Source organism: Alphaproteobacteria bacterium US3C007, assembly GCA_034423775.1.
Taxonomy (GTDB): Bacteria; Pseudomonadota; Alphaproteobacteria; order Rhodobacterales; family Rhodobacteraceae; genus Thalassovivens; species Thalassovivens spotae.
On record CP139918.1, the window covers coordinates 3453101 to 3465817 of the forward strand.

Below are 12717 nucleotides of genomic sequence, written 5' to 3' on the forward strand. Positions count from 1 at the left end.
CACGTGTCTCAACGCAAGCTTTTTTTGAGACACGTGCCTCACAATTTGCTAATACACATGAAACAACCGAAGTAACCAATTACCTAAAAAATGCTAAAATATTGAAAAAATGGATAAATTGAGATTAGTGCCGCTGCAAGAATCAATAGAACGGCCCACAACAAAAGACCTTGCAAAAGCCGCCGGCGTAAGTCGTGCGACAGTCGATCGCGTATTAAATAGCCGTGAAGGAGTCGCAAAGCGAACCGTAGAACGCGTGAACCACGCAATCGAAAAATTGGGATTCGTTCGCAACCTTCAAGCTGCAAATCTTGCTAAATCGCAAAGCTATCGGTTTATCTTTGCGCTGCCCAAATCAGGGGATCAATTTCTTCAGGAAATATTAAGACAGATTGAGGAGTCACGAAATATTTTCGCTGCAGACCGCGTTTGGTGTGAAGTAGAACGTATCGACGAGAATGATCCCCATAGCATCGCCTCATTTTTACGATCGCTCGACCAAAATCAGATCGATGGTTTGGCGATCATGGCTCCAGAGACCCCGCAAGTACGTGATGCCATTATCCGCGCTCAAGAACGGGGTATTGCAGCTTTGCCTTTCATATCCAACCAGCCATTTCTTAACAAGGAGTCAGTTGGCGTCGACAACTGTGCAGCAGGCGCAACGGCCGGATTATTGCTTGGTCAATGCGTTGGGGGCCGCATCGGATCTGTTATGGTCATTTCTGAAAGCATGTCATCAAGAGATAGCTTGGAGCGCCGCCGTGGTTTTGATCAAGAGCTGATACGAAACTTTAAAAATTTACGTGTACTTCCTTCGCTTGAAACCTACGGCAATGAAGAACGTGCGGAACGCATTATAAAACTAAGCCTCAAAGCAAATCCTGACATGGTTGCGATTTATGTCATGTCCTCTGAGGCGCGAATTCCGCTTGAGGTTCTAAAGGCACTTAAACCCCCAGCTCATACAATAAAAATCGCGCATGAGCGAACTCCGTTTACCCAAAAAGCGCTTCGTGACGGTGCGCTGAATGGAGTTGTTGCGCAAGATACAGGACATTTGGTACGCAGCGCCATTCGCCGCCTTAAAGGTGTTATCGACAAACACCATTTGTTCGGGGCGCAAGAGAGAATTCGTATTGAAATACTACTGCGAACAAATCTTTAATTGGCTTCTCCTGAAAACCTAACGATAGGACACGTTTGTTGCACAAACCTATGAAGCCTCTACTGGAGCAAAATATAAAAAACGTGATGGATCTGAAATAAAAATAAGTTAGGATCGTTTCGGACAGAAAACAGGCCAAATCACTATATGCACCTTCTGCGCTAAGCGTGACAGTTTCGACCACCATCAGCTGGATCATGAGTTAGGGCCTTTGGCAACGCCGCCATGCTAGGCAAGCCAACAGTACGGCTGGTTCCATCTGATAAGTATCACGTATCCAAAGCTTCTTGTCCCAACGCCGTTACACTCTCGGCGAGCTGGCGTCGATCAAGGGATTGCACATCGTGATCGAACGTTATGCCCTTGCCAGCAATGGCTGCGCGCCTTGATGCCTTTTTGCCCTGAAATACCAGCGCCCTTATCGATCAAAAGAACGGGTAGGCCTGCTGCCTGCAAAGCTCTAGCGCTGGCGATCCCTGACATGCCTGCGCCAATAACAACAACGCCGATTAGATCAGCCCGATGCCTTCCATAATGGCGGGGATCTGTTTCTTGACCTTGAAGAACCCAGCCGTGGCATGGGGCCAGATTGCGCTATCCCAATCCCGGCGCCATTCAACCAAGTCTATTCCAGCCTCCTCCAAGGAGGGCATAGCTTCAAATATCCAATCCCGCAGCGGACCGATAGGAATATAAGAGGTCGCGATTTGAGTCACGCCTAAGCGAGAGGCCCAACGAGCTAGATCAGTGGGCACTCCTGCTCGCAGCTCTGTTACGTCCAGACCGATGCGCGAGGCGGTGTCGATTAACGCACCTCGCTCAAATTCCTCGACCAATGGAGCAACGGGTCTTGGCGAGCGCAAGTGGCTTGCGGCAAGTGTCGCACATCCGACGAAGTTCAAAGAGGAGAGGTCAAAGTCTTCCGGCCGGCAGTCTTCTTCAGAGATGAGTAGGACCGTTGGACGGTTTGGATCTGGGGCCTGCACGGTCCGGATCGGTGTGACGCCTGGCAGGCCTTCAGGTTCTTCGCTTTCAAGACCCTCGACGACTTCGGCAAGCTCCGCTGGGCGTGGATTAAAGCGTTTGTCAGTGAACTTTGCGATATTCCAAGCTTGCGCATGATAAGGTTTTCCACGCGTGTGAAGGCCGGCCACCCAGCGCCATCCGAGTGTGTTTGACGCAGGATCGCCGTCGAGGAGATGCCTGTAAAAAAAGTCCGCCCCCAATCGCCAAGGCAGTTCAAGCGTGAAGATCCAAATCGAGGCGAACCACATGCGGGCATGGTTATGAAGGTAGCCGGTCTCTACTAGTTCCTCGGCCCAGTTGTCAAAATAGTCGAGCCCGGTTTGATAAGCCTCAGCAGATTCTACACGCCTGCGAAGGCCGCGATCGCGATCCAGAGCCATCAGATCCCGCATCAAGCCTTCTCGGTACTGGTCCCACACAACTGGTCGCCGTTCCATCCACCCTTTGAAGTAACCACGCCAGATGACCTCCTGAATGAACTTCTCAGCGCCTTCAGCTCCATGCTCGAGCACCGCGGTGGCAACGGCGTCTTGTTCCAGCACAAGACGCCGCCGCAAGTATGGAGAGAGCATTGACACGTCCCGGTGTTTGCCCGCCCCTCGATCATGATTACGGCCGTTGGTATACCCTTTGCCCATGCGCGGCGCGAATGCCCTAAGGGTAGCCTCACCAGCCGCTCGTGTTGGCGCCATGAGCTTTGTGTTGGGATGATCAAGCTGCATAGATTCCATCTCCTCGTAACAAGGGAGAAGTAAACTGAAATGCCGGTCTGTCCAATTGGAGGGCGATGAATTGAGCTAAGGTCGGGGGCCAACAATCACCTTTTCGAAAGATTGAGCTTCCAATACGTTGCCCTAGATAAGGGTCTAAGAATGAACCAAACGAATGACGGAGCGCGTTTGAGCTTGAAATCAGAAACGACAGACAGGCGCAATTTGGTAGACGCATACCTGCAACTAACGAAAGAAGTTCTTCCCTCATTAGCTAATAGTGGTGGGCAGGATTGGCCCGTTCGCCAGGATCACTGTTTCCAGCGCATCGTTTTGGACACTATTTGTGGCGGTGTGTGGTACGCATATCTAGACCGTCCTGCTTACAAAAACCTAACGCATGAACAAGCGCAACGCGCGGTCGATCTGTGCCGTGAGATCGCCGAGGGTCGCGCAGACCTTCAACAGCTGAATAACCAGTCTCTGATTTGGCGCGGCAAAAGCCGCATGCGAACTTGAGCAGCCTTTTGGGAAGGTGTTTGAATGCCAAAACGAACATCGCTACAGGATACAAAGCGAGTTGAGACTGCAGACGATCTCGACGACATGGTTCAGAACAAGCGTGGGGGGTGGCGTGCCGCGGCGGCAAAGGCACACCGCCGGCAATGTCGATATATAAAAACGAATGACGGATAAGCTCGTGCGCCTGGCTTATGACGGCGAGTACGAACCCAACGATTAATTTTGCATTAGTGAGAGTGAAAACATGAAAAGCATAATCGAACTCAAGAATTTGGAACTTAAACTATCTCTGGGAACATACGGTCCATATGATGTCGTTCCAGATGTTCACCTCCTACATCTCAAGCTTACAATTGATCCAAAGTTCGTTTTTATCGATACCGATTGCATGGACCATGTCTTCGATTACGATCCACTGATCGCCGAAATCGATCGTCTCGCGAGCGACGGGCATTATCATACGCAAGAGAGGCTGATGACAAGGATTACTGCAGCCTGCGCGGCGTATGAAGTGATCGAAGCCGTTGAAATCTACCTGAGCAAACGTCCGGTCCTGCGGGACAGCGGCGAACTTGGGGTGAGATTAAATGTCAAGGCTGAAGAGCTTGCAGAAGTCCGTTCATTGATGAAGGGCTAGAAACAAGTAACCGGAAGTGAGCGGACGATGTTTGATAAAATGAAACATCAGTGGCAGCAAAAAAATACCACATCGCAGGATCAAACTGCTACCCTAAGGCAAAGATTAATAAAGGTACGGGCGAACGCTGCTTTTGTTCAGCGCCAAAAGCCAGAGCAGCCGGCTGGCGGGTGCCTTAATAACCGTATGACTAGATATTATTGATTTTAATTTTACTGGTTATATCATTTCTAAAAGCTTCGATTACGACAAAAGATCAAACGCCCTTGGAAGTTTTTGTTAATTTAACAATAGGGAAGGAGGCATGGAAAAGATGAACAATGTACTTGCAGAATTTATATGTACGAAAAAACCAAAGTTTGGCCATTATGTGGGTGAATTTGCAACGCCTGGCATAGGGCATCTGCTGGCTTCTGCAGGTTGCGACTTCGTCTTTTTTGATATGGAACATTCTGGATTTGGATTTGAAACGTGCAAACAAGTGATACGCTATTTTGAGGCAGCCAAGATACCCCTCATCGCTCGCACCCCCACAAAAGACTATGACGGTATCGCACGCCTATGTGATGCAGGGGCAGAAGGGATTATGGCGCCAATGATCAGCAGTGCTGATGAGGCTGCTAAGATCGTAAGCTATATGAAATATCCACCATTTGGAAAAAGAGGTGTAGCCTTGGGCGCTGCGCATGATAATTTCAATTTAGGCACTGTCTCAGTTGAAAAGAGATTGAACGAAGCTAACGATCGTACAACTTTCTTTGCAATGATTGAGACATCAGAAGGTTTAAACAACGTTGAAGAAATTGCTGCCACACCAGGTGTTGATTGTCTTTGGATTGGGCACTTTGATTTGTCAGCTTCTCTCGGTATTCCAGGCCAGTTTGAGCATCCTACTTACCTTGAGGCCGTTACGCATATTTGTGAAGCGACGAAGAAATACAATCGCTCTTTGGGGCAACTCATCAATTCCATCCCAGAAGGGAAAACGGTTTTAGCCAAAGAATATGATTTCATTTGCTATGGAACCGATACATCCATCTACCAACGAGCTTTGCTTGAGGGAATTTCTGCGCTGAGGAGCGCTGAAAAAAACTAATTTACTCAAGGTATTTAACCCACGCGGACACGGCTAAAAGGTTAAGGGTTACACGAGCATTATTGCAAATGATCTTGAAAAGTTGATGTTTTATATGGATGATGAAATTCAAAAATCTTCGTGCGGAATTCAAAGTCTTTTTAATAAATAAGGGCCTTTATATTGAAAAAACGGCAAATAATAGGATTTATTGGAACGGGTATCATGGGAACGGGCATGGTACACAATCTTCTTTTAAATGAGTATGACGTAAACATTTTAGCCCATAAAAATAGAGCACCAATTGACCGGTTGGTCTCAAGCGGCGCAAAAGAACTATATTCCCTAAAGGATATTGCACGCCAGTCGGATATCGTAATTTTGTGCTTACCCAATTCAGAGACCGTCAAGGTGGTTCTGACAAAAATCATTTCAGACCTAGAAAATGATACTTTGCTGATTGATTGTACCACGAACAGCGTAGAGGCGGTAAACCAGTTTCAGGCCCGCGCAGTTTCAGGTAGGATTAGATATGCAGAAGCACCCTTAACCGGCGGGCAGCTCCAAGCAGAAACCGCCGCGCTGGGCGCAATCGTGGGCTGTGCGCGCGAAGATTTTGAGGAAATCAAAACGGTTCTGGGCCCCTGCTGTCAAACGATTGAACGTTTTGGTGATATTGGGTCAGGCGCAAAAGCAAAATTAATATCTAATTTTTTAGCTCTTGGAACTGCCACACTTGTTGTCGAGTCTATGAAAGCAGCCCGCGATTGTGAGGTGGATTGGGAAAAATTCTACAAATTAGCCTCTCAGGGGTCAGGCCATTCAATGAGCCTTGATCGTATTGCTCCCAAAGCGATAAACGGCGAGTATGATAGCTATGTTTTTAGCATAGCAAACACATTGAAAGATCTTTCTTACATTCGCGATATTTTTGAAGCCGAGCAAGATTATGGAAAAATGGCTCAACTGTTGTTTGATATCTACCAGCAAAGTAACTCTGAAGGTAACGGCGAACACTTTTTAAGTAGTCGGCTTAAACCTCGCGATTTATAATTCTTGGACATGTAATTGAATTAAGTTTTTAATAAAATCGGCTGGATGGTGCTTCTTACAACAAGCCACCGATCTCTTTTCGGGCAACCCTTGTGACTATAGTTAAAGATAATATCCAACCCGTTAGAACGGCACATGCAATCCCAAACCAAACACCCTGCACGTCGTAACCTAGGTATGAAATAAAAACCCAGATAAAAAAAGCCACACCAAATCCCTGTCGATAAATGCTAATCCACAATGTCCAGATGGCCTGTTTAAGCGCCTGCAATAACGAGTTTATTGCAAAAAGCATCATATAGAATGGGAATAAAAAGGCGTCGACGCGCAGATAGCTACTTGCAGCCTCGATTACGTCTGGATCACTGCTAAAGAGCGAAATCGCAAAAGGGCCACCAAATATCAAAAGAGGGGCAGCCACCGCCGTCATTACAAAACCGGCAGTCCAGCAATACCTCAAAGCAGCGCGTACGCGATCAAATTTAAGGGCCCCAAAGTTCTGCCCTGCAATCGGCAGCAAAGCTCCGGTCATTCCGAGCACGGGAAGTAATAAAATCTGTTCTATACGCAACGCAATGCCATAGGCCGCGACTGCGTGCCCCCCAAATGCCTTCAACGCAAATTGGACAACGAAGCCTGACACGAACATGATCATCAGCGCAGAACTTGCTGGTAAAAGCAAAGCTAAGATTTGTTTAAAACTATCCTTTATCGGTCTAAAGGCTGAACGTTGAACAGATTGCATGATTTTCAATTTAAAAATGCGCAGTGCGATATAGACCATGACGCCGGTTTGGCTGACAATTGTTGCAGCTGCGATGCCATTAAAGCCCATTCCTGACCAGATGGTGGGTAGACCAAACATGAACAGCGGATTGAGCCCTATATTGGCGACAAAAGCCACCATAAGCGCGCGTTGCATGCTGCGGCTATCCCCGTGTGCTTGTAAAATACCATTGCCACCATACGCGATTAAAAATCCGGGCAGTGCAAAAATTAGCCATTCGAAATACCCCAAAGCGGCGTTTCGGTAAGACCCCGGTTCGGATACCAATTCGATAAGCTTTGGGCCCAAAATCCAGCCGAGAACCATGGAAGTAACCGTGATTATAACGCTGAATGTAAGCCCCTGTGCAATGAAGCGCTGCGTTTGTTGCTTATCCCCACTGCCTTTGGCGTTACTGACCAGCGCACTCAGGGCTGAACTTAGCCCAAATCCCAACGCCATCAGAATGAAAATTGCTTGATATCCGATGGCAAGCCCGGCTTGGGCATCTGTTGAAAGAAGCCCCGCATAGTAAACGTCTACGATATTATACAGCGTTGCAAAAAGCATTCCAAAGGCTGCTGGCAATGCAAGAGAGCGAAAGTGCCGGGCCATTGGGCCATTAGTGAGGTTATCTTTTCCCATAGGGTGACATTACTTCCGGTCTGGACGCTTAGCTAATAATTGTTCGCGCCAAATTATGTAAAGGCCAGAAAATGTGACCAAAGCAGAACCGAATAACATTGATTAGCTTGGGCGCTCTTCGGTCACCAGAATGCCTGAAATCAGAAGAATAACAATGCGAGAATATCTTAATGGCATAATGGCTTAAATCTCCCCTATTCATAGGAAGGTAATAAGCAACAAATAACCAACTGACCCGAAACCAACCATGCATGCAACCACCAACCAATTGAAATCAGCAGGAAGATACATCTCCTCATGTATATTAGCGCAAAAATTATAAGAACCCGAATTAAGGCAAGCGGACGCGCAAATACTATAGTAATGGTAGCAGGGCTTGCTGTAGTAATACCCAGTGGCGTTAGTCAAGTGAGGAGGTCCCTCAAACAAAAAGCCACCAAGGCAACAAGCGTCCAAACAATGGAATAGTCTAAGCCTTGTTCTCCTGATTGATGAACCAATAAAACTCCTTGTCCGTCGTCATATAAAATGGGACGTCATATCTTTAATATCACTTCAGATGATGCCCGCGAAACACGATACCCCATCCGTGCGAGGGCTCCGTTTGATATAAACAATACACCAAAGTTGGAAAATATTATAACTGCTTGGACCAAACCTCGAAAGAGTTGGCAAAGGTCACTTCTCACACAAAATCACCTTGTGACAGCAAGGCAGCGAACAATTCGAGAAGATATTTAAAACTTCCGGCGATAGAACAGAGCAAACGCTGGCGCAACATTGGAATAAGGCTTAAGAAAAGATTATTCGGCTTAGTGATGATGGCTTCATACCAGACGCTAATCCTTTCAGAGACAAAGGCGAATTGGCAAAATCATTTGGATCGATCAGTCAAAGAAATTTGCTAGGAATTGCACTGAATCAAAAGGGTGAAATTTGGGCTCACGAAATGGGGCCTAAGAATGGCGATGAACTTAATTCAATCCTTTATAGAGCGCACTATGGGTCGCCAATAGTGTCGGAAGGCATTCATTATAGTGTTGCAGTTATCTCAGCGCACGATACCGTATTCCAACGTTCACGCCTCGCCCACACCCTCTGTACCAATTTTATATGCTTCCGCTAGGCCAGTAGGGTGAGCTGAGGGTTTGGTGATTAGGTTTTTAGGTATGTCTGATATTGGTTTTAATTAACTATTTCGCATGAAGTTTTCGAAAATAAATTAAAATACTTAATCCAATTTCTTTGTTTGTGACCCGTTTTTAAGGTGGCTCCATAATTTCTACTCGGTTCATCTGTTACAAAACCGAGCAGCGGAAGATAAGTTTCAAACGTTTGATCTTTACGCCTATCAGAGCTTATCGTTACTTTCGCAATCGGAGTTGAACCGAGGATTGTGGGACCAGAACCTGTGCAATTTATCACGACTTCTTCGTCAGAATAGCTCCACCTACAAAAGCACTTCAGGTCCTTATCATGGGCTAAAACGCCGCAAGGTATCAATACCAAAAACAACCAACAAAGACGCATAAAATTACCTTAAAAGTTGCTTTATACTGCACAAAGTAGCATTTTTTGAGACCTGAAAAATTTGAAAACCCAATTCCTGACTGAACATAATGACACAGTGGGCACAAATTTCTAATAAGTAAATAATTAGCTTCAAAATTTTCTGCTGAAATCCGAAAGATGGATGTGATGGAATATATAAAATTTATTTTACAAACCGCTTTATTGAACAAATATATGAGGCCTGAACGCTAGTTAAATTTCTTTGATGTCTTTTTAGCCGTATCAGTAGCAGGCCTACGAAACTCGATGGATGAAATTACGTTCCAATTAAACGGCATTCGTTTGCTCTATAAATTCATCGTCACCTTCAAAAAGGCTGGCTTCGCTTAGATCGTACCAACTGGCAATGATTATTTGGGGAAAACACTTTATAGACGTATTATGATCCACAACGAGGCTGTTATACGCTCTTCGAGCTCGTTGGAGCCCATATTCAATTTGAGATATCTCTTGTTTAAGTCTACTGAATTTCTCATCGTGATTTACTTCGTCATTATTTGTCGCTTCGGCAATGACGTTTCGAAGCGCTAAAGAAACCTTACTTTCCTGTATCGATCTCTGCCCGATGGCAGCTGACGGTTCGATGTTATCAAGGTTTGTAAGTTTTGTCAGCGCGTCAAGTTCTTCCAGCGGATAGCGTTTAAGTATTGTCGTTAATGCTGTGATTAAATTTAAGCGTCGCTTCAAATGCCCGTCTAGTACTGTCCAATTTGCTTTGATAGCTTCATTTCTTGTGATCAGACTATTATATATGGAGATCATGAAAACCCCCAATAGTACGAGCAAAGAAATGAAAACTCCCGTAAGAAGAGGAGCATACATGTCCGACATTTTTTATTCTCTCTCAAAGCGGTCGAGATTTATTACACGAATAGAACGTCGCACTGTAGCACAATTTTTCTTTCTTTGTAAAAAGTGTTCCTAAACGCGCTCTAAATTTTTATGGCCTCTTTCTAATAATTCAATACATTACACTGAGATAATTACGTTAAAAGTAAACGCCCAAGTACTTTACACCGGTTACACAAGGTTCAGTGAACAGTCTTTTGTCCTGCTTGGCCACGCCCTCTGTGACCTTTATATATACTTGGGTTTCGCCAGTCAGGTGAGATGTAGGTTTATTAACCAATATTTTTTTGCTGATTTATAAGGCTTCATCGAAAACGTCTAAGTAATGTATGTAGGCTAGCTTACATGCACCTTATTCTTATACTTCCCAGTCTAGGTAATGATCTACTTAGGGGTACGAAAGAAAAAACCGAGAGCGCTTTTGAGTGGTAGCCGCAGTGAAAGTGGAAATCTCACATACGGCATAAATGCAAATTCAATAATCTCTGGGCTGGTTTTGAAATAGCGGGATGAAATTCGATTAGGCATAGCCAAATTACTAATTATAGAACCCATTGTGTCTTAGCCCCCTAGAACTGTGCCAGTATATTTTGGCATAGGGAGTAAGGAAACATGGCTCGGAAGCGTTATTCTGATGAAGATGTGTTGAAGTTATTGCGCGAGATTGATGTTCATTTGCACGATGGTTTGGACGTTGTGAGTGCGTGTCGCAAAGCTGGGATTTCAGATAAGAGTTATTATTACTGGCGTAAGAAGTTTGGAGGCCTTTCTCGTTCACAGGTTTCAGAGATGAAATCGCTCAAGAAAGAAAACGAGCGCTTGAAGAAGATCGTCGCTGACTTGCAGTTAGACAAGGTGATCCTGAAGGAGAGCCTTGATCATCTAAAGCCACGGGCCTGACGCGGGCTCAGCTTCGTCAGGCTGTTATTCATACGCGTCAAAAGCTGGATATTTCTGAGCGGCGTGCTTGCGCTGTTCTGGATGTAGCCCGCTCAAGTCTGCGCTATCAAGCCAAACAAGTAGATGATACCAAACTACGCTTGGCGATGATCCGGCTGGCCAAACAGTATGGGTGGTATGGTTATAGGAAAGTCACAGCCCTGCTGCGCATGGAAGGCTGGCGTGTTAACCACAAGAGGATCGAGCGCTTATGGAACGAAGAAGGTTTACAGCTGCCGCGCCGGCACAAGAAGCGCAAACGGCTTTATCACAAAGACAGCTCCATCATCAGGCTGCGGCCCACACATCCCAACCATATTTGGGCGATCGACTTTGTGCACGATAAGCTTAGCAATGGGTGCAGCTATAAAATGCTCACGGTTCTAGATGAATATACCCGTGAAGCGCTCTACGTGGCAGTGCGATCCAAAATGAATGCGAACGACGTTTTGGAGACACTGCACCCGCTGCTGATTAAACATGGTAAGCCAGAGTTTATTCGCTCTGACAACGGACCCGAGTTCATTGCCACGCATCTACAGGACTGGCTGAAGAGGATCGGTATCAAACCAATGCAAATCTATCCGGGCAGCCCTTGGGAAAATGGATACAACGAACGCTTTAACGGCACCTTGCGAAAAGAAGTGCTAAACGCTGAATGGTTCCACACCACACGGCAAGCCCAGGTCGCTATCAATGTTTGGCTCAGGCAATACAACCAGATCAGACCTCATCACGCATTAAACATGCGCCCACCCGTCCCAGAAACCTTATTAGAGAAACCAAAACTCAATGGGCGAGTATAGGGGGCTAGACAACACGGTCATGAGAATATGCGGGACTACATTGGCTTTTTAAAAGAAGCCGGTTTTGAATTTAAAGCGGACTTAAATTAACCCGCCATCTAAAGCTCTGGATGATCCCACGGGCTTGTTGGCATTGTTCTCTCTTCTGCGCTCATTGAGCCACGCGAAAGTGAATGTACTTCTTAATGTTTAACCCTATCAAAAAGTTTCATTGTATGATTTTCTATGCTGAGAGGCCGCAAAAGGAGTTATGAGATGACAACTGCAACAGAATGTTTAGATGCTTTTAACAACTCTTTCGTAAACAAAGATAAATCATTCATTGATGCGATAATGGCAGATAACTGTATGATTCATTTTACGGGTCTTGATGAAACGATGACACGACAGGAGTGTCTAGAGTGGTCGGAAACTGATTTTTGCGCTGGTTGTGCAGATTACACAATAATTCAAGATACCAATGATTGCATCGCGGGAACGCACAGTGCATGGGGTACTAGCGAAGATGGCGACTGGAGAAGCAAGTGTTTCTTTTTTGCCAAAAAAACGGGTGGCAAGATTACAGAGTGGTACGTCCACGCAAGGCCAATTGTTGATTAAACCGCCATCTTTAACTGAGGGCCATCCCACGGGCTTGGTCAAATTCTTATATCTTCTGCGCTCATTGCTCAAGAGCCATTGCCAGCGCCACCAGGCCATTGATCTTTGAATAGCTTTGAGTTTGTGCAGCTTGCGGGTTGCGCGCAGGATCGCTTTGCACAACCGGTCCCGCCGCTGCTAAGCTGGTTATCGAACATATAGAAGAATAAGCTTTCGCCGAAGCTTCAAGCGCTTAATCGACTGCCCAACCTGAGCGCCTTTTTTGATGAAGGCGTAAGCGTCAGTGAAAGCCGATATCTTTTGACCGCATATCAATAAGACGTTTCTTTTCGTAGCGTAATTATTGACA

General features: G+C 45.9%; 9 protein-coding genes and 2 pseudogenes. 7 read left to right on the forward strand and 4 right to left on the reverse strand.

The window, feature by feature from the left end; genetic code table 11:
• The first annotated feature begins 109 nt into the window (after positions 1-109).
• Complete coding sequence (locus tag UM181_16495) at positions 110-1168, forward strand: LacI family DNA-binding transcriptional regulator (protein ID WQC62885.1); 1059 nt, start codon at positions 110-112, stop codon at positions 1166-1168.
• 509 nt (positions 1169-1677) lie between these two features.
• On the opposite strand, the gene UM181_16500 is transcribed toward UM181_16495, so the two are convergent.
• Positions 1678-2916, reverse strand: coding sequence for an FAD-binding domain-containing protein (locus tag UM181_16500; GenBank protein ID WQC62886.1), 1239 nt, complete (start codon positions 2914-2916; stop codon positions 1678-1680).
• A gap of 150 nt (positions 2917-3066) precedes the next feature.
• Between UM181_16500 and UM181_16505 the strand changes: the two genes are divergently transcribed.
• The 4 genes from UM181_16505 (at position 3067) to UM181_16520 (ending at position 6191) form a co-directional block, all read left to right on the forward strand.
• The gene (locus UM181_16505) at positions 3067-3423 is read left to right on the forward strand and encodes a hypothetical protein (protein ID WQC62887.1); all 357 of its coding nucleotides are present in this window, start codon (positions 3067-3069) and stop codon (positions 3421-3423) included.
• A gap of 247 nt (positions 3424-3670) precedes the next feature.
• Positions 3671-4063 (forward strand): dihydroneopterin aldolase, encoded by a 393-nt coding sequence (locus UM181_16510; protein ID WQC62888.1) that lies wholly within the window; start codon positions 3671-3673, stop codon positions 4061-4063.
• A gap of 304 nt (positions 4064-4367) precedes the next feature.
• Entirely contained in the window at positions 4368-5159 is a 792-nt protein-coding gene (locus tag UM181_16515; GenBank protein WQC62889.1) for an aldolase/citrate lyase family protein, read from the forward strand.
• A 162-nt stretch (positions 5160-5321) separates the two neighbouring features.
• Positions 5322-6191: an NAD(P)-dependent oxidoreductase gene (locus tag UM181_16520; GenBank protein WQC62890.1), complete on the forward strand. Its 870-nt coding sequence runs from the start codon at positions 5322-5324 to the stop codon at positions 6189-6191.
• Positions 6192-6246: 55 nt separating this feature from the next.
• On the opposite strand, the gene UM181_16525 is transcribed toward UM181_16520, so the two are convergent.
• The 3 genes and pseudogenes from UM181_16525 to UM181_16535 form a co-directional block, all read right to left on the reverse strand.
• Positions 6247-7602: an MATE family efflux transporter gene (locus UM181_16525; protein ID WQC62891.1), complete on the reverse strand. Its 1356-nt coding sequence runs from the start codon at positions 7600-7602 to the stop codon at positions 6247-6249.
• Between the two features lie 1839 nt (positions 7603-9441).
• Positions 9442-10005, reverse strand: a complete 564-nt coding sequence (locus UM181_16530; GenBank protein ID WQC62892.1) for a LemA family protein — start codon at positions 10003-10005, stop codon at positions 9442-9444.
• 450 nt (positions 10006-10455) lie between these two features.
• Positions 10456-10551, reverse strand: a pseudogene (locus UM181_16535) (IS6 family transposase).
• 84 nt (positions 10552-10635) lie between these two features.
• Here UM181_16535 and UM181_16540 point away from each other — a divergent pair.
• Both UM181_16540 and UM181_16545 read left to right on the forward strand, forming a co-directional pair.
• Positions 10636-11768, forward strand: a pseudogene (locus UM181_16540) (IS3 family transposase).
• Positions 11769-12023: 255 nt separating this feature from the next.
• Positions 12024-12368, forward strand: a complete 345-nt coding sequence (locus UM181_16545) for a hypothetical protein (GenBank protein WQC62893.1) — start codon at positions 12024-12026, stop codon at positions 12366-12368.
• Positions 12369-12717: the final 349 nt, after the last annotated feature.